Source organism: Streptomyces brasiliensis, from assembly GCF_014647875.1.
In the GTDB taxonomy this organism is placed as follows: domain Bacteria; phylum Actinomycetota; class Actinomycetes; order Streptomycetales; family Streptomycetaceae; genus Streptomyces; species Streptomyces brasiliensis.
Genome location: NZ_BMQA01000001.1, coordinates 622,638 through 639,134, shown reverse-complemented (window position 1 = coordinate 639,134; position 16,497 = coordinate 622,638). Strand labels below are relative to the sequence as shown.

Sequence of the window (16,497 nt, the reverse complement as noted above, 5' to 3'; positions counted from 1 at the left end):
ACACCGGATCGTCTGTCCCTGTCGGCTACGCCTCGGAGCGATGCATGGAACGTCCCGCCTGGGCTCCACGGAGCATCGACATCTCGGTGCCCAGCGTTTCGCGTATCTACGACTACTACCTGGGCGGTTCGCACAACTTCGAGGTCGACCGCGAGGCGGCCCGCAAAGCCATCGAGTTCATGCCGGGGCTTCCGAAGATCATGCAGGCGAACCGGGCGTTCATGCGCCGCGCGGTGCGCTTCGCGGTCGGCGAGGGCATCACGCAGTTCCTCGACATCGGCTCGGGCATCCCGACGTTCGGCAACGTCCACGAGGTGGCCCAGGCCGAACAGCCGGGCGCCCACGTCGTGTACGTCGACCACGACCCGGTGGCCGTGGCGCACAGCGAGGCGGTCCTGGACGGCAACGACGACGCGGAGGTGGTCGCGGCCGACCTCCGCAAGCCCCACGAGATCCTCGCGAGCCCTCAGGTCGAGCACCTCATCGACCTGAATCGGCCAGTGGCGCTGCTTCTCGTTGCCATACTGCACTTCGTGGAAGACGTGGACGACCCGCACGGTGCGGTGGCGCGGCTGAGCAAGGAACTCGCGCCCGGCAGCCTCCTGATCCTCACGCATGCCTCGTACGAGGGAATCCCCCTGCCGCCGGAGCGGGCCGAGGGCACGGTGGACGTATACAAGGACATTCGCAACCCGCTGATCATGCGCTCGCGCGACGAGATCGCGCGGTTCTTCGAGGGGTACGACATGGTGGAGCCCGGGTTGGTGCCGATGCCGCACTGGCGGCCTCAGACGGCGCCGGAGGACGAGGACCCTTATGCGTTCTCCGGGTTCGCCGGCGTGGGGCGTACCGCGTGAGCGCGGAGCCGGACGGGCCGGAGGACAGACTGCGCCGGTTCGCGACGATCTGGAGCCGGGCCGTGTTCCCGGTGACCTCCACGTCGCTGACCCGGCCGGAGCTCGAGGAACAACTACTGCCGCTCGCACGCCGGTTGAGCCGGGCGCTGCTACGGCGCGGCTTCGACGCCGGCGAGGCGAAGGCGGTCGGCGCCGCGCTCGTCGATGCGCACTGCACCGACCCCGAGGCGCTCGGCCGCACCCTGGACTGCGTCGACGCCTATCTGGTGCTCTACTGCGGCGAGGACGGCCCCCAGGACGAGCTGCGGGTGCGCTCCTCGCGGCTGCAGCACGCCATGGCCGCCGGGTTCGCCGAGGCGCTGCGCGACCGCACGCTCGCCGAGCAGGAGTCCATCGCCCAGGCCGCGCTCAGGGCGCAGGGCGTGGTCGCCCAGGCGCTGCACGCCAGCGAGGCCCGCTTCCGCGCGGTCTTCGAGGGCGCTGCCATAGGGATCGGCATCGCGGACCTCGAGGGCACCGTGCTCCAGGCCAACGGGGCGCTGCTGCGTATGTTCGGGCTCTCCGAGCAGTCGCTGCGCGGCCGCCGGGTGCCGGCCTGGACGCACCCCGACGACGCTCCCCAGACCTGGCGGCTGTACGAGGAGCTGGTGCGCGGCGATCGCGAGCACTACCACGTCGAGAAGGCGTTCAACCGCCCCGACGGAACGGTCCTGTGGACCAATCTGACGGTGTCCCTGCTGCGTGACGCCGACGGAAACCCGCAGTACCAGCTCGCGCTCATGGAGGACACCACCGAACGGCGGCTCCTCAACCTCCGGCTGCGCTACGAGGCCACGCACGACGCGCTCACCGGACTGCCCAATCGCACCCTGTTCTTCGAGCGCCTGGAGAAGGCGCTGGCCGCCGGCGAGGGCCAGCGCTTCGGGCTGTGCTACCTCGACCTGGACGGCTTCAAGACCATCAACGACAGCCTCGGCCACGCGGCGGGCGACCGGCTGCTCGTCGAGGTCGCCGACCGGCTGCAGGCCTGCGCCACCGCCCCCGGCGAGATGGTCGCCCGGCTCGGTGGCGACGAGTTCGTGGCGCTCACCACCGGGCCCGGCACCGAGCGCGAGGTCGACGAGCTGGCCGAGCGCATCATGAACGCGCTCGTCACCCCCGTCAGCATCGACGGCCGCGAACTCCTCGTGCGCGGCAGCATCGGCATCGTCGAGGGCCCCGCGGGCGAGCGCACCCCGGCCGAGGTGCTGCGCAGCGCGGACATCACCATGTACCGGGCCAAGTCGGCGGGCGGCAACCGCTTCGAGCTGGCCGACCCGGAGGCCGACGCCCGCGCCATCACCCGGCACGGGCTGACCACGGCGCTGCCCGCGGCCCTGGACCGGGGCGAGTTCTTCATCGAGTACCAGCCGCTGGTCCACCTCGGCGACGGCAGCGTCCGCGGCGCCGAGGCCCTGGTGCGCTGGCTGCACCCGCAGCACGGCGTCCTCGGCCCCGACCGGTTCATCCCGCTCGCCGAACACACCGGTCTGATCGTGCCGCTCGGCCGCTGGGTCCTGGAGGAGTCGGTGCGCCAGGCCCGCGAGTGGGGGGAACGGTACGGCGACGGGACGGCCGACCGGCCCCTGCGCATCAATGTCAATCTCTCCCCGTGCCAGCTCAGCCACCCGGGACTGGTCCAGGACACGGTGGAGATCCTCGAGCGCACCGGCGTCCAGCCGGACTCGCTGTGCCTGGAGGTCACCGAGTCGGCGCTCATCGGTGCCGACAACGACCTCCTCAAGCCGCTGCGCCGGCTCGCGGAGATGGGCGTCGACATCGCCCTGGACGACTTCGGCACCGGCTACTCGAACCTCGCCAACCTGCGCCGCCTGCCGGTGAGCATTCTCAAGCTGGACCGCTCCTTCACGCAGAGCATGCAGCGCTTCCCGGCGGACCCGGTCGACCTGAAGATCGTGGAAGGGATCGTTTCCCTCGCCCACAGCCTCGACCTCGCCGTCACCGTGGAGGGCGTGGAGACGGGCGCCCAGGCCGAACAGCTGCGGATACTGGGCTGCGACACGGCCCAGGGCTGGTACTACGCCCGCCCGGGCCCGCCGGAGCGGCTGCACGAACTGGCGCTGGTGGACGCGACGGGCTGAGCGCTGAGCGGGGCGACGTGCTCGCCCTGCGGTGCCGGTACGGGCCTGGCACCGCGGGTGCCGGGCTCGTAGGGTTTTCGCTCGCGCCCCGCTCTCCCCATTCCAAGGAGCCGATGTCATGGGCAATGAACTGCAGGGCAGGACCGCCGTCGTCACCGGCGCCAGCAAGGGCATCGGACTGGCGGTGACCGAGGCTCTGGCCGGCGCCGGAGCGGCCGTGGTCGCCGGATCCCGCACGTCGTCGAAGGACCTCGACGAGCTGGTCGAGCAGGGCTCGGTGACCTGGGTGCCCGTCGACCTGAGCGAGCCCGCGGCGGCCGAGCGGCTGGTCGAGGCCGCCCGGGGGCGGGTGGACATCCTCGTCAACAACGTCGGAACGGCGCCGCCCCGCACCGGAGGCTTCCTCACGGTGACCGACGAGGAATGGCGGCGCACGCTCGACCTGAACCTCCTCTCGGCCGTACGGGTCACGCGGGCCGCACTGCCCGTGATGCTCGAGGCGGGCCGGGGCTCGGTCGTCACGATCGCCTCGGTCAACGCCACCCTGCCCGACCCGCTGGTGATCGACTACAGCGCGGGCAAGGCCGCCCTCGTCGCCTTCTCCAAGGCCCTGTCCAAGGAGGTCGGCCCGAAGGGCATCCGCCTCAACACCGTGAGTCCGGGTCCGGTGGAGACGGATCTGTGGCTCGGCGGGGGAGGGGTGGCCCACACGGTGTCGGCCGCGGTGGGCGGCACCCCCGAGGAGATCGTGGCCGAGGCGAAGTCGTCCATGGTCACCGGCCGCTTCACCAAGCCCCGGGAGGTGGCGGAGCTGGCCGTGTTCCTGGCGGGCGACCGCTCCGCCAACATCACCGGCAGTGATTTCGTGATCGACGGCGGTCTGATCCCCACCTGGTGATCACCGCTCGAGGAGCGTCCGCAGCAGCTTCCGGGTGCGCGCGGGGCAAACCCGATGATCACCGCCCCGGCAGCATCCACCGCGCCTCCTTGCGGCTCGCGGAGGCGCCACGTCGTCCCGGACCTGCTGATCGGCGCTCCCGCAGCATCCACTGCAGCTTCCTGGAGCGCGCCAAGGCGCCACGTCGCCGTAGACCCGGTGGTCACCGTTCCAGCAGCATCCGCTGCAGTTCCCTGGCCGCCCGTGGCGGTGCCACATCGCTGCGGTGTGCCAGGGCGATGGTCCGGTACAGGCCCGGTCGGGCCAGCGGGGTGACGCGCAAGCCGCGTCCCGAGCGGGTCGCGACCATGCGCGGGACGACGGCCACGCCGAGACCCGCCCGCACGAAGCCCAGGACGGCGTCCATCTCGCCGCCCTCCACCGCGAAGTCCGGCTCGAAGCCCTCGGCGCGGCACGCGGCGACCGTCAGCTCGCGCAGGTCGTAGCCGTGCCGGAACATCACGAGCCGTTCGCCCTCCAGGTCGGCGATCCGCACCTGCCGGCCGTCCCGTCCCGGTGCCGGCGCCTCCGGTGACGACACCACCACCAGATCCTCACGCAGCAGTTCCACCGTGGTCAGCGCCGGGGACGGGGTCGGCAGGGGGAGGACGACCAGGGCCAGGTCCAGCGCGCCGCGGGCGAGTTCGCGGACGAGGTCGTGCGAGCCGCCCTCCTCGATCAGCAGCCGGATGCCGGGGTAGCGGTCGTGGAAGGCGCGCAGCACGTCGGGCAGCAGACCCGTGCACAGACTCGGCGTCGCGCCCAGCCGGACCCGGCCGCTGCGCAGCTGCACCAGCTCCTGCACCTCCTGCCGGGCCGTGTCCGCGTCGGCCAGGATCCGCCGGGCCAGCGGCAGCAGCGCCTCGCCGGCGTCGGTGAGCGTGATGTTGCCCCGAGCCCGCAGGAAGAGATCCGCCCCCAGCTCCCGCTCCAGCGCCTTGATCTGCTGGGACAGCGAGGGCTGGGCGACATGGACCACTTCGGCGGCCCGGGTGAAGTGCCGGGTCTCGGCTACCGCCACGAAGTACTGGAGCTGCTGGAAGTGCACCCGGCCATCATAGGCCCGGGCTATCGAAACGAGGGATTCCATGTCTTGGACCGATAGGGTCGTTCGGCCCTAGCGTGCTGAGCCATGGCTCTGGCAACGCGGACGGACCGACGGCCGTCCATGGCGCGCACGATGTGGGACAGCTCCGTCGGCAAGAAGACCGTGATGGCGGTCAGCGGACTGATCATGCTGCTCTACCTGGTCGTGCACATGATCGGCAACCTGAAGATCTACTTCGGAGCGGGCGAGTTCAACCACTACGCCCACTGGCTGCGCACCATCGGCGAACCGTTCATGCACTACGAGTGGACGCTGTGGCTCATCCGCGTCGTCCTGGTCGTCGCCGTGGTGGCCCACGCCACGTCCGCCTACCAGCTCAGCCGGCGCGACATCAAGGCGCGCCCCAGCAAGTACGTGCACAGCAGGCCCCGGGCGAGCTACGCCACGCGCACCATGCGCTGGGGCGGGATCATCCTCGGCCTCTTCATCGTGTGGCACATCCTGGACCTGACGACCGGCACCGTGCACTCCGGTGGCTTCCAGGAGGGCCACCCGTACCAGAACGTCGTGGACACCTTCTCCACCTGGTACGGCAACGTCATCTACATCGTGGCGATGCTCGCCCTCGGCCTGCACATCCGGCACGGCTTCTGGAGCGCCGCCCAGACCCTCGGCGTCGGCAGCCGCACCCGCGACCGCGCCCTGAAGACCGTCGCCGACGTCCTCGCGCTGCTGCTCACGGCAGGCTTCATCGCCGTACCCGTGGGCGTCATGACCGGAGTGGTGAGCTGACATGACTTCCTACGTGGACTACGAGACCGGCGCGCCCGTCGGTGACGGCAAGGCGCCCGAGGGACCGATCGACGAGCGCTGGGACAAGCGCCGTTTCGAGGCCAAGCTGGTCAACCCGGCCAACCGGCGCAAGCACACCGTGATCGTCGTCGGCACCGGCCTCGCGGGCGGCTCCGCGGGTGCCACCCTCGCCGAACAGGGCTACCACGTCGTCCAGTTCTGCTACCAGGACTCCCCGCGCCGCGCCCACTCGATCGCCGCGCAGGGCGGCATCAACGCCGCGAAGAACTACCGCAACGACGGCGACTCCGTGCACCGCCTCTTCTACGACACGGTCAAGGGCGGCGACTTCCGCGCCCGCGAGTCCAACGTCCACCGACTGGCGGAGATCTCGGTCGAGATCATCGACCAGTGCGTGGCGCAGGGCGTGCCGTTCGCCCGCGAGTACGGCGGTCTTCTCGACACCCGCTCCTTCGGCGGCGTCCAGGTGTCCCGCACGTTCTACGCCCGCGGCCAGACGGGCCAGCAGCTGCTGCTGGGCGCCTACCAGGCGCTGTCCCGGCAGATCGCCGCCGGGAACGTGGAGATCCACCCGCGCACCGAGATGCTCGACCTGATCGTCGTCGACGGAAAGGCGCGCGGTATCGTCGCCCGCGACCTGATCACCGGCAGGATCGACACGTACTTCGCGGACGCCGTCGTCCTCGCCAGCGGCGGCTACGGCAACGTCTTCTACCTGTCGACGAACGCCATGAACTCCAACGCGACCGCGATCTGGCGGGTGCACCGGCGCGGCGCCTACTTCGCCAACCCGTGCTTCACCCAGATCCACCCCACCTGCATCCCGCGCACCGGCGACCACCAGTCCAAGCTGACGCTGATGAGCGAGTCGCTGCGCAACGACGGCCGGATCTGGGTGCCGAAGGCGAAGGGCGACACCCGGCCGCCGAACCAGATCCCCGAGGACGAGCGCGACTACTACCTGGAGCGCATCTACCCGTCCTTCGGCAACCTGGTCCCGCGCGACATCGCCTCCCGCGCCGCGAAGAACGTCTGTGACGAGGGCAGGGGAGTGGGCCCCGGCGGCCAGGGCGTCTACCTCGATTTCGCCGACGCCATCGAGCGGATGGGCCGTAAGGCCGTGGAGGCCAAGTACGGCAACCTCTTCGACATGTACCAGCGGATCACCGACGAGGATCCGTACGAGGTGCCGATGCGGATCTACCCCGCCGTGCACTACACGATGGGCGGCCTGTGGGTCGACTACGACCTGCAGACCTCGATCCCGGGCCTGTTCGCGATCGGCGAGGCCAACTTCTCCGACCACGGCGCGAACCGGCTCGGCGCCTCCGCGCTGATGCAGGGCCTGGCGGACGGCTACTTCGTGCTGCCGGCCACCATCAACGACTACCTGGCGCGCAACCCGCACCAGGAGGCGGTGACCGCGGGACATCCCGACGTGCGCGAGGTCGTGGCCGAGACCGAGGGGCGCCTCGAGAAGCTCCTCGCCGTCGACGGCGACCGCACCCCGGACTCCTTCCACCGCGAACTCGGCGAACTCATGTGGGAGTTCTGCGGCATGGCCCGCTCCGACTCCGGACTGCGCAAGGCCCTGGAGCGCATCCCGCAGATCCGCGAGGAGTTCTGGCGGCGCATCAAGGTCCCCGGCACCGGCGAGGAGTTCAACCAGTCGCTGGAGAAGGCCAACCGCATCGTCGACTACCTCGAACTCGCGGAGCTGATGTGCCTCGACGCGCTGCACCGCAGCGAGTCCTGCGGCGGCCACTTCCGCGAGGAGTCCCAGACGCCCGACGGCGAGGCCGCCCGCAAGGACGACGAGTTCTCCTACGCGGCCGCCTGGGAGTTCACGGGCACCGGCGAGGCGCCCACCCTGCACAAGGAAGACCTGGTCTTCGAGTACGTCCACCCCACTCAGCGGAGCTACGCATGAAGCTCACCCTGCGCGTCTGGCGGCAGCAGAACGCCGACGCCGACGGCGCCATGTCCACGTACGAGGTGGACGGCATATCCTCCGACATGTCCTTCCTGGAGATGCTCGACACGCTCAACGAGGAGCTCATCCTCAAGGGCGAGGACCCGGTCGCCTTCGACCACGACTGCCGCGAGGGCATCTGCGGCGCCTGCTCGCTCGTCATCAACGGCGACGCGCACGGGCCCGAGCGCACGACCACCTGCCAGCTGCACATGCGGTCCTTCAAGGACGGCGACACGATCGACATCGAGCCGTGGCGGGCCTCCGCGTTCCCGGTGATCAAGGACCTGGTCGTGGACCGGTCCGCGTTCGACCGGATCATCCAGGCCGGCGGGTACATCACCGCTCCGACCGGCGCCGCGCCGGAGGCCCACGCGGCGCCGGTGCCCAAGCCGGACGCCGACTTCGCCTTCGAGCACGCCGAGTGCATCGGCTGCGGGGCGTGCGTGGCGGCGTGCCCCAACGGTGCGGCGATGCTGTTCACGTCCGCGAAGATCAACCACCTCAACGTGCTGCCGCAGGGTGCGCCCGAGCGCGAGACCCGTGTCCTCGACATGGTGGCGCAGATGGACGAGGAGGGCTTCGGCGGCTGCACGCTGACCGGCGAGTGCGCCACCGCGTGCCCGAAGGGTATTCCGCTCATGTCGATCACCAGCATGAACAAGGAGTGGCTGCGGGCCACCCGCAAGGTCGCCAAGCGATAGCGCCGTCGGGAGGGGGCGCGCGGTGGCTGGTCGCGCCCGCGCGGCGGAGCCGCACATCGATGCAGCCCGGCGCCCCTCGGGGCGCATCAGTGAACGTTCGCCGACTCCGTGCGGACGGGCGGGGCCGGGAGTGGTGCTCCCCGGCCCCGTCTCGCTTTTCCACGGCACCTCAGCGCAGGAAGTCGCGCCGGATCAGGGTGCTGCCCAGGGCCGCCGCCGCCGCGCGGACCGCCGTGACCTGGCTCTCGGGACGGAACCTGCTGGTGGGGCCGGCCACGCTGATCGCCGCGAGGGGCTCGTCCTGGCGGCCCAGAACCGGTGCCGCCACACACACCAGCCCCACCGCCGACTCCTCCCGTTCGAACGCGACCCCCGTCTCGGTCACCCGCTGCAGCTGACGGCGCAGGATGCCCGGTGCCACCACGGTGTGCGGGGTACGGCGCTCCAGCGGCCCGGTCAGCACCGCGCGCCGCAGGTCCGCGTCCGCGTGTGCGAGCAGCGCCTTGCCGATCGCGGTGCAGTGCAGCGGCATCCGCCCGCCGGTCCGCGAGGGCACCCTGGCCTGGCGGTGTCCGCCGATCTTGGCGACGTACACGACGTCATGGCCCTCGCGCAGCCCGAGGTGCACGGTCTCGTGGGTGCGCTCGTACAGGTCCTGGAGGAACGGCATCGCCACCTCCAGCAGGCTGCGCTCCAGGGAGGCGAGCATGCCGAGTTCGAACAGGCCGCCGCTGAGCCGGTAGCCGCCGTCGGCCCGCTCCAGCAACCGATTGGCGACCAGTTCGCCGGACAGCCGGTGCACCGTCGCCTTGTGCAGACCGGTGCGCTGCACCAGTTCGGCGAGGCTCACGGCCTGGTCGTCGGGCCGGAAGGCACGCAGTATCGTCACCGCCTTGCCCAGCACCGTGTTCAGGTCGACCGTGTCCGTCATGTCCGCCAGCGTATCGCTGAGCGAGACGAAGTGCTGGTTCGGTGTTCCGCCCGACCGCACAGTGAAGGCGTGAACGAAAGCAACCGGCTCGCCACCCCGAGCCCCTCCGACATCGCGGCCGCGGCCGAGCGCGTCGCCGAGGCCTTCGCCTCCGGCGTGCCGTGCGCGCCCGTGCGCGACCTGATCGGCCGCGACGACCTGGGCGCCGCGTACGCCGTGCAGGCCGCGCTCACCGAGCGCCGGCTCGCCGCCGGCGCGTCGATCGTCGGCCGCAAGATCGGTCTCACCTCCGAGGCCGTGCAGCAGCAGCTCGGCGTCGATCAGCCCGACTTCGGTGTCCTCTTCGACGACATGGCGTACGCCGAGGGCGACACCATCCCCTTCGAGCAGGTGCTCCAGCCGCGGGCCGAGGCGGAGATCGCGTTCGTGCTCGGCGCCGATCTGGCCGACGGGCCGCTCGACCGTGAGCAGGTCCGCGCGGCCATCGCGTACGGCGTGCCCGCGCTGGAGATCTGCGGCAGCCGGATCGCCGGGTGGGACATCAGCTTCGGCGACACCGTGGCCGACAACGCCTCCGCGGGCGCCTACGTCCTCGGCGCCGAGCGCCTCGAGCTCGACGAGTTCGACCCGGTGGCGGTCGCCATGTCGATGACCGTCAACGGCGAGGAGGTCTCCACCGGGTCCGGAGCGGCCTGCCTCGGCGACCCGGTCGAGGCGGTCGTCTGGCTGGCCCGCACCGCCCGCGAACTCGGCGAGCCGCTGCGCGCCGGCCAGGTCGTCCTCTCCGGCGCCCTCGGCCCGATGCGCCCGGTCGCCGCCGGTGACACCGTCACCGCCACCCTGTCCGGCCTCGGCGCCGTGACGGTCCGCTTCAGCGAGGGAGCAGCATGAGCAGGACGAAGGTCGCGATCATCGGCTCGGGCAACATCGGCACCGACCTGATGATCAAGGTGCTGCGCGGGTCGCAGCACCTGGAGATGGGCGCCATGGTCGGCATCGACCCCGCCTCGGACGGGCTGGCCCGCGCCGCCCGGCTCGGCGTGCCCACCACCCACGAGGGCGTGGACGGGCTCATCGCCCTGCCGGGCTTCGACGAGATCGAGATCGTCTTCGACGCCACCTCCGCCAAGGCCCACGAGACGAACGCCGCCAAGCTGCTCCCGCTCGGGAAGCGGCTGATCGACCTGACGCCGGCCGCGATCGGCCCGTACGTCGTCCCGGCCGTCAACCTCGACGAGCATCTCGACGCACCCGACGTCAACATGGTCACCTGCGGCGGCCAGGCCACCATCCCCGTCGTCGCCGCGGTCGGCCGCGTCGCGCCGGTCGAGTACGCCGAGATCGTCGCGTCGATCGCGTCGAAGTCGGCGGGCCCGGGCACCCGCGCCAACATCGACGAGTTCACCGAGACCACCTCGGCCGCCATCGAGCGCGTGGGCGGAGCCCGCCGCGGCAAGGCGATCATCGTCCTCAACCCGGCCGAGCCGCCGCTGATGATGCGGGACACGGTCTTCTGCCTCGTCACGGCACCGGACCCGGCGACCCACGACGAGATCCGCCGGTCGGTGGAGAAGATGGTCGCCGACGTCGCCGCGTACGTCCCCGGCTACCGCCTCAAGCAGCAGGTGCAGATCACCGAGATCCCCGCCGACCAGCCGGTGGGCACCCTCCTGCCCGACGCCGGCGCCCGGCCCACCCACCAGGTGTCGGTCTTCCTCGAGGTCGAGGGCGCCGCGCACTACCTCCCGGCCTACGCCGGCAACCTCGACATCATGACCTCCGCCGGCCTGCAGGTCGCGGAGCGCATCGCAGCACGGAAGGCGGGCCGCTGATGGGCACCCCGATCTTCGTCCAGGACGTGACCCTGCGCGACGGCATGCACGCCGTACGGCACCGGATCACCCCCGAGGACGTCAAGCGCATCGTCGCCGCACTCGACCGGGCGGGCGTCGACGCGATCGAGGTCGCGCACGGCGACGGCCTCGCCGGCGGTTCGGTCAACTACGGCCCCGGCTCGAACACGGACTGGGAGTGGATCGAGGCGGCGGCCTCCGTGCTGGAGCGCGCTCGCCTCACCACCCTGCTGCTGCCCGGCGTCGGCACCATCCACGAGCTGAAGCGCGCCTACGACCTGGGCGTCCGCTCGGTCCGCGTCGCCACGCACTGCACCGAGGCTGACATCGCGGCCCAGCACATCGCCGCGGCCCGTGAACTCGGCATGGACGTGTCCGGCTTCCTGATGCTCTCTCACATGGCCCCGCCCGAGGAACTGGCCAAGCAGGCCAAGCTGATGGAGTCGTACGGCGCGCACTGCGTCTACGTCACCGACTCCGGCGGCCGGCTCACCATGAACGACGTGGCCGCGCGCGTACGGGCCTACCGCGATGTCCTGGACGCGGAGACCGAGATCGGCATCCACGCCCACGAGAACCTCTCGCTGTCGGTCGCCAACTCCGTCGTGGCCGTGGAGAACGGCGTGCGCCGGGTCGACGCCTCGCTCGCGGGGCACGGCGCGGGCGCGGGCAACTGCCCGCTGGAGGCGTTCATCGCGGTCGCGAACATCTCGGACTTCGAGCACGGCTGCGATCTGTTCCAGCTCCAGGACGCCGCCGACGACATCGTCCGGCCGCTCCAGGACCGTCCGGTGCGCGTCGACCGAGAGACCCTCACGCTGGGGTACGCCGGTGTCTACTCGTCGTTCCTGCGGCACGCGGAGGCCGCCGCCGCGCGGTACGGCATCGACGTCCGCGACATCCTCATGGAGTGCGGCCGCCGCCGTCTCGTGGGCGGTCAGGAGGACATGATCGTCGACGTCGCGCTCACGATCGTCGCCGAGCGCGAGGCGCAGGCCGCCTGAGGGTGCGTCAAGTGCCGTCCGCCTCAGCGGGCGGCGAGGAGGGACTCGCCGAGCGCCACCGTGGCGTCGGCGAGTTCTTCCATGAACTGCGAGAGCGGCTTGCCGTCCGCAGACTGGAAGGACACGAAGGCGCCGTCGAACCCGCCCATGCAGAAGTGGGCGAGGGCGTCCGCGACCAGATCGGCGGCGGCCTCGCCCTCTCCCGCGAACGCGGAGCGGATCATGTGCTGCATGTACACGCGGCCCTCGTCACGGACCGCCTGCACGGTCCGCAGCGCCTCGGGCGCCTCGGCTGCCTCATGACTCATCACCAGGACCAGGAGCAGCCGCAGGAACTCCTCGCGGTTCTCGATGACTTCGCCCGTCCGCCCCAGGTACCAGCGCATGCGCTCGCGCGGCGTGCCGCCCTCGGGCGGGTCGCGGTGGGCGTCGCGCATGGCGCCGAAGAACCCGTGCGCTCCCTGGACCATGACCGCCGACAGCAGCCCCGCCTTGGACTCGAAGTGATGGTAGAAGGCGCTCTTGGGCAGGCCCGTCTCCTTGACGAGCGTCGACATCGACGTGCCGGCGTAGCCGCGCACGGACATCACGCGCGCCGCCGCGTCGAGGATCTCCTGGCGCGATCGGCGGCCGCGACGGTTGCTGGTGTGCGCTTTCGGCTCGGACGTCTCCACCTGCCGAATTCTAGGCGGCACCTCCGGATGCGGTGATCCACCCCCGGTCCGGGCCGTCCATCCCTGTCACAAGATCTTGCAATAACCCTTGACATGCCGCCGTGGCGAGTTGTTAACCTCCCCCACTATTGGACCGACCGATCGGTCCAAAAGTTCCGCACCGAGGCGTGCGGACGGGACAACGGAGTCTGTGCATGACCCAGAGCTACGACGCGGATGTCGCGATTGTCGGGTACGGCCCGACCGGCGTGATCGCCGCCCTCACTCTCGCCCGTTACGGCGTCTCTGCCGTCGCCGTCGAACGGGACAAGGACCTTTACCCCCGGGCCCGCGCCGTGACCGTCAACGACTGGACGATGCGGATCTTCCAGGACCTCGGCATCGACGAGCGCATCGACAAGAAGATCGACCCGCAGCGGGCCCTGCGCTGGATGACCTACGACGGCACGGAGATCATGCGGATCGAGCACCCGCCGTCGACGCTGGGCCGCAAACCGCGCTTCTACAACATCTACCAGCCGACGATGGAGGCCGAACTGCGCGCCGCCGCCGAGGAGTACGGCGACCGCATCACCGTCCACTACGGCGCCGAGGTCACGGAGATCGACCAGGACGAGGACGGTGTCACCCTCACCGCGAAGGACACCGAGACCGGAGAGACCCGCACGCTCCGCGCCCGGTACGCGATCGGCGCCGACGGCGGCTCCAGCGCCACCCGCGGCCGGATCGGCTGTCAGCTGGACGGCGACACCAACCACGTCTCCTGGGTGGTCGTCGACTGCCGCGTCAAGCGCTGGTGGCCCGACCGCGACTTCCTGACCTTCTGGTCCGACAAGGAGCGCCCGGTCGTCGACATCGCCCTGTCCGCGGGCAACCACCGCTGGGAGATCCCGCTCAAGCCCGACGAGTCCCCCGAGGACTACCCGACCAGCACCGAGGTGTGGCCGCTGCTCAAGGCGCTCGGGGTGACCGAGGACGACGTCGAGATCCACCAGCACGCCTTCTACCGGCACCACGTCCGCATGGCCGACACCTGGCGCCGGGACCGGGTCTTCCTGGCCGGCGACGCGGCTCACCTGATGCCGCCGTGGGCCGGCGCCGGGATGCAGACCGGGATGCGCGACGCCCACAACCTGGGCTGGAAGCTCGCCCGCGTCATCAAGGGCGAGCTGCCCGAGAGCTGGCTGGACACCTACGAGGCCGAGCGGCGCCCGAACGCCGCCTACTACACCGGCCTCGCCGTCGGCCTCGGACGCGTCATCAAGCGGGAGGCCTCCGAGGAGGAGCAGGCCGCGATGAACGCGGTGCCCGACAACCCCGTCACTCCCTACGAGCCGCCGCTGACCGCCCCGCCGGTGCTGGAGGGCGGCTGGCTGCGGGGTCCGCTGGGCGACGCCAGCATCGTCGGCCGGATGGTGCCGCAGCCCACCGTCGGCGACACCGTCGGCCGGATGGCCCGGCTGGACGACCTCCTCGGCCACGGCTTCGTCCTGCTCGGCGACGACGTCGACCCCGCGACCCTGCTGACTCCCGAGGAGAAGGCCGGCTGGGACGCGCTCGGCGCCCGCTACCTCGCCGTACGGCCGAAGACGGAGTACACGCAGGGCCCGGACGAACTGGTCGACCTCGACGAGGCCCTGCTGCCGTGGCTGCGCCGGTACGGCGCCCGCGCCGTGGCCCTGCGTCCCGACCGGTTCGTGGCCGCGGCCGATGTCAGCGGCCTCGCCGTCCCCACGATCTGAGAAGCCCGAGAGCCCGAAAGAAGGAGAACGGACATGTCCGGAGTAAAGGAACTCGGATACGTCGTCTACGAGGTCAGCAGCCTCGCCGACTGGGAACACTTCGGCGTCGACCTGCTGGGCATGCAGTACGGCGAGAAGACCGCCGACGGATTCACCCTGCGCACCGACGAGAAGGCCCACCGCTGGGTGGTCACCGAGGGTCCCGTCGACGACCTGGTCGCCACCGGCTACGAGGTCTCGGACGCGGCCGCGCTCGACGCGCTCGTCGCGAAGCTGCGCGCCGCCGGGACCGAGGTCGCCGAGGGCGACGACACCCTCGCCGCCGCCCGCAAGGTCGACCGGATCTTCGTCACCGCCGACCCGATGGGCAACCGCCTCGAACTGGTCACCGGCCTGGCCGACGCCCCCACCCCCTTCGAGTCCGCGAAACTGCTCGGCGGGTTCGTGACCGGCGCCGGCGGCGCGGGACACCAGGTCCTGCTCGCCCACGGCGTCTCCCGCGAGACCTACCTCGGTTTCTACGTCGACCTGCTGGGCTTCAAGATCAGCGACATCATCGTCGAGGAGCTGGCCCCGGGCGTCGTGGCCGACCTGATCTTCCTGCACTGCAACGGCCGCCACCACACCGTGGCCTTCGGAGATCTGCCCTCGCCGAAGAAGACCCACCACTTCATGGTCGAGGTCACCGACATCCGCGACGTCGGCCTCGCCTACGACCGCTGCATGGACGCCAAGCAGCCGTTCGAGATGACCCTCGGCATGCACCCCAACGACCAGATGTTCAGCTTCTACGTCTTCACGCCCTCGGGCTTCAGCGTCGAGTACGGCTGGGGCGGTCTGATCATCGACGACGAGACCTGGGAGGTGAAGACGCTCGACCGGCTGCACAGCTGGGGCCACCGTCCCCCGGGCGTCGTCGCCGACCTGCTCGCCGCCGCCCCCACGCCGAACGGAGAGGCCCACTGATGACCCTCGACCCGAACACCATCGCCCGCACCGTCCAGACCGCCGACTGGAAACTCCGCTACTACGAGGCGGGCTCCGGCCACCCGGTCGTCCTGCTGCACGGCAGCGGGCCCGGCGCGACCGGCTGGAGCAACTTCGCCGGCAACATCGAGGCACTGGCCGAGCACTTCCACGTGTACGCCGTCGACATGCCCGGCTGGGGCGAGTCGTCCGCGGCCACCGTCGACCAGCTCGACCACGTCACGGCGGCGATCCAGTTCCTGGACGCCCTCGGCATCGACAAGGCCGCGTTCGTCGGCAACTCGATGGGCGGCCAGACCTCGCTGCGGCTGGCCACCGAGCACCCCGAGCGCATCTCACACCTGATCACCATGGGCCCGCCCGTCGGCCGGATGCCCACCCTCTTCGGCGCCGGCGACGGCCCCTCCGAGGGCCTCAAGGTCCTGATCCAGGCCTACCAGGACGCGAGCCCGGAGAACATGCGGCGCCTCGTCGAGATCATGGTCTACGACAAGGCCCGGTTCGCCACCCCCGAGCTGTGCCAGGCCCGCTCGGACGCCGCGCTGGGCCGCCCGGACCATCTGCGCAACTACGTGGACGGCCTGCCCAAGGGCGCGCCGCTGCCGAAGTGGGTCAAGCCCGAGCTGCTGCCGGCCATCCAGGTGCCGGCCCTGCTCATCCACGGCCGGGACGACCGCGTCGTCTCCTACGAGAACTCGCTGTACCTGCTGGCGAGCATCCCGAACAGCCGGCTGGTGGTGCTCAACCACTGCGGTCACTGGGCGATGATCGAGCACGCCGACGAGTTCAACCGGTTGGTCGTAGACTTCGTCACGAACAACTGACCTGCGGTTA

15 protein-coding genes are annotated in these 16,497 nt (G+C 70.8%); 12 read left to right on the top strand and 3 right to left on the bottom strand.

The features are described from left to right. The first annotated feature begins 44 nt into the window (after positions 1-44). From IEZ19_RS02985 to IEZ19_RS02975, 3 genes are all read left to right on the top strand, one after another. Positions 45-857, top strand: a complete 813-nt coding sequence (locus IEZ19_RS02985; protein WP_189309355.1) for an SAM-dependent methyltransferase — start codon at positions 45-47, stop codon at positions 855-857. After that, complete coding sequence (locus IEZ19_RS02980) at positions 854-2,998, top strand: putative bifunctional diguanylate cyclase/phosphodiesterase (protein WP_189309354.1); 2,145 nt, start codon at positions 854-856, stop codon at positions 2,996-2,998. The genes IEZ19_RS02985 and IEZ19_RS02980 overlap by 4 nt, the downstream gene beginning before the upstream one ends. A 118-nt stretch (positions 2,999-3,116) precedes the next feature. Next, entirely contained in the window at positions 3,117-3,896 is a 780-nt protein-coding gene (locus IEZ19_RS02975) for an oxidoreductase (RefSeq protein ID WP_189309353.1), read from the top strand. Between the two features lie 202 nt (positions 3,897-4,098). Here IEZ19_RS02975 and IEZ19_RS02970 read toward each other — a convergent pair whose 3' ends face one another. Next, positions 4,099-4,983: a LysR family transcriptional regulator gene (locus IEZ19_RS02970; protein ID WP_189309352.1), complete on the bottom strand. Its 885-nt coding sequence runs from the start codon at positions 4,981-4,983 to the stop codon at positions 4,099-4,101. 120 nt (positions 4,984-5,103) lie between these two features. Here IEZ19_RS02970 and IEZ19_RS02965 point away from each other — a divergent pair, with 120 nt between their 5' ends. Genes IEZ19_RS02965 through IEZ19_RS02955 form a run of 3 tightly spaced genes read left to right on the top strand, consistent with a single transcriptional unit; the run spans position 5,104 to position 8,472 of the window. Then, on the top strand, positions 5,104-5,775 hold the full coding sequence (locus IEZ19_RS02965; RefSeq protein WP_189309494.1) for a succinate dehydrogenase: 672 nt from the start codon (positions 5,104-5,106) through the stop codon (positions 5,773-5,775). Position 5,776: 1 nt separating this feature from the next. Next, the gene (locus tag IEZ19_RS02960) at positions 5,777-7,726 is read left to right on the top strand and encodes a fumarate reductase/succinate dehydrogenase flavoprotein subunit (RefSeq protein ID WP_189309351.1); all 1,950 of its coding nucleotides are present in this window, start codon (positions 5,777-5,779) and stop codon (positions 7,724-7,726) included. Further along, on the top strand, positions 7,723-8,472 hold the full coding sequence (locus IEZ19_RS02955) for a succinate dehydrogenase/fumarate reductase iron-sulfur subunit (RefSeq protein ID WP_189309350.1): 750 nt from the start codon (positions 7,723-7,725) through the stop codon (positions 8,470-8,472). Before IEZ19_RS02960 ends, IEZ19_RS02955 begins: the two co-directional genes overlap by 4 nt. 169 nt (positions 8,473-8,641) lie before the next feature. Here the strand turns inward: IEZ19_RS02955 and IEZ19_RS02950 are convergent, their stop codons facing one another. Next, the gene (locus IEZ19_RS02950; RefSeq protein ID WP_189309349.1) at positions 8,642-9,403 is read right to left on the bottom strand and encodes an IclR family transcriptional regulator; all 762 of its coding nucleotides are present in this window, start codon (positions 9,401-9,403) and stop codon (positions 8,642-8,644) included. 69 nt (positions 9,404-9,472) lie between these two features. Here IEZ19_RS02950 and IEZ19_RS02945 point away from each other — a divergent pair, with 69 nt between their 5' ends. The 3 genes from IEZ19_RS02945 to dmpG are packed head-to-tail and all read left to right on the top strand — an operon-like array spanning position 9,473 to position 12,260. Further along, positions 9,473-10,294, top strand: coding sequence for a 2-keto-4-pentenoate hydratase (locus IEZ19_RS02945; RefSeq protein WP_189309348.1), 822 nt, complete (start codon positions 9,473-9,475; stop codon positions 10,292-10,294). After that, on the top strand, positions 10,291-11,235 hold the full coding sequence (locus IEZ19_RS02940) for an acetaldehyde dehydrogenase (acetylating) (protein WP_189309347.1): 945 nt from the start codon (positions 10,291-10,293) through the stop codon (positions 11,233-11,235). Before IEZ19_RS02945 ends, IEZ19_RS02940 begins: the two co-directional genes overlap by 4 nt. Next, the gene (gene dmpG / locus IEZ19_RS02935) at positions 11,235-12,260 is read left to right on the top strand and encodes a 4-hydroxy-2-oxovalerate aldolase (RefSeq protein WP_189309346.1); all 1,026 of its coding nucleotides are present in this window, start codon (positions 11,235-11,237) and stop codon (positions 12,258-12,260) included. The genes IEZ19_RS02940 and dmpG overlap by 1 nt, the downstream gene beginning before the upstream one ends. Before the next feature lie 23 nt (positions 12,261-12,283). Here dmpG and IEZ19_RS02930 read toward each other — a convergent pair whose 3' ends face one another. Further along, the gene (locus IEZ19_RS02930; protein WP_189309345.1) at positions 12,284-12,934 is read right to left on the bottom strand and encodes a TetR/AcrR family transcriptional regulator; all 651 of its coding nucleotides are present in this window, start codon (positions 12,932-12,934) and stop codon (positions 12,284-12,286) included. 194 nt (positions 12,935-13,128) lie between these two features. Between IEZ19_RS02930 and IEZ19_RS02925 the strand changes: the two genes are divergently transcribed. The 3 genes from IEZ19_RS02925 to IEZ19_RS02915 are packed head-to-tail and all read left to right on the top strand — an operon-like array spanning position 13,129 to position 16,487. Then, the gene (locus IEZ19_RS02925) at positions 13,129-14,676 is read left to right on the top strand and encodes a bifunctional 3-(3-hydroxy-phenyl)propionate/3-hydroxycinnamic acid hydroxylase (RefSeq protein ID WP_189309344.1); all 1,548 of its coding nucleotides are present in this window, start codon (positions 13,129-13,131) and stop codon (positions 14,674-14,676) included. A 33-nt stretch (positions 14,677-14,709) separates the two neighbouring features. Then, positions 14,710-15,642 (top strand): VOC family protein, encoded by a 933-nt coding sequence (locus tag IEZ19_RS02920; RefSeq protein ID WP_189309343.1) that lies wholly within the window; start codon positions 14,710-14,712, stop codon positions 15,640-15,642. Continuing rightward, a complete protein-coding gene (locus IEZ19_RS02915; RefSeq protein ID WP_189309342.1) occupies positions 15,642-16,487 on the top strand; it encodes an alpha/beta fold hydrolase in 846 nt (281 codons plus the stop codon). Before IEZ19_RS02920 ends, IEZ19_RS02915 begins: the two co-directional genes overlap by 1 nt. Positions 16,488-16,497: the final 10 nt, after the last annotated feature.

What these genes read in the sequence shown, in the direction of transcription:
- IEZ19_RS02985 (WP_189309355.1), top strand. Translation starts at nt 45, where the DNA reads ATGGAACGTCCCGCCTGGGCTCCACGGAGCATCGACATCTCGGTGCCC.
- IEZ19_RS02975 (WP_189309353.1), top strand. Translation starts at nt 3,117, where the DNA reads ATGGGCAATGAACTGCAGGGCAGGACCGCCGTCGTCACCGGCGCCAGC.
- IEZ19_RS02965 (WP_189309494.1), top strand. Translation starts at nt 5,104, where the DNA reads ATGGCGCGCACGATGTGGGACAGCTCCGTCGGCAAGAAGACCGTGATG.
- IEZ19_RS02960 (WP_189309351.1), top strand. Translation starts at nt 5,777, where the DNA reads ATGACTTCCTACGTGGACTACGAGACCGGCGCGCCCGTCGGTGACGGC.
- IEZ19_RS02955 (WP_189309350.1), top strand. Translation starts at nt 7,723, where the DNA reads ATGAAGCTCACCCTGCGCGTCTGGCGGCAGCAGAACGCCGACGCCGAC.
- IEZ19_RS02950 (WP_189309349.1), bottom strand. Translation starts at nt 9,403, where the DNA reads ATGACGGACACGGTCGACCTGAACACGGTGCTGGGCAAGGCGGTGACG.
- IEZ19_RS02940 (WP_189309347.1), top strand. Translation starts at nt 10,291, where the DNA reads ATGAGCAGGACGAAGGTCGCGATCATCGGCTCGGGCAACATCGGCACC.
- dmpG (WP_189309346.1), top strand. Translation starts at nt 11,235, where the DNA reads ATGGGCACCCCGATCTTCGTCCAGGACGTGACCCTGCGCGACGGCATG.
- IEZ19_RS02925 (WP_189309344.1), top strand. Translation starts at nt 13,129, where the DNA reads ATGACCCAGAGCTACGACGCGGATGTCGCGATTGTCGGGTACGGCCCG.
- IEZ19_RS02920 (WP_189309343.1), top strand. Translation starts at nt 14,710, where the DNA reads ATGTCCGGAGTAAAGGAACTCGGATACGTCGTCTACGAGGTCAGCAGC.
- IEZ19_RS02915 (WP_189309342.1), top strand. Translation starts at nt 15,642, where the DNA reads ATGACCCTCGACCCGAACACCATCGCCCGCACCGTCCAGACCGCCGAC.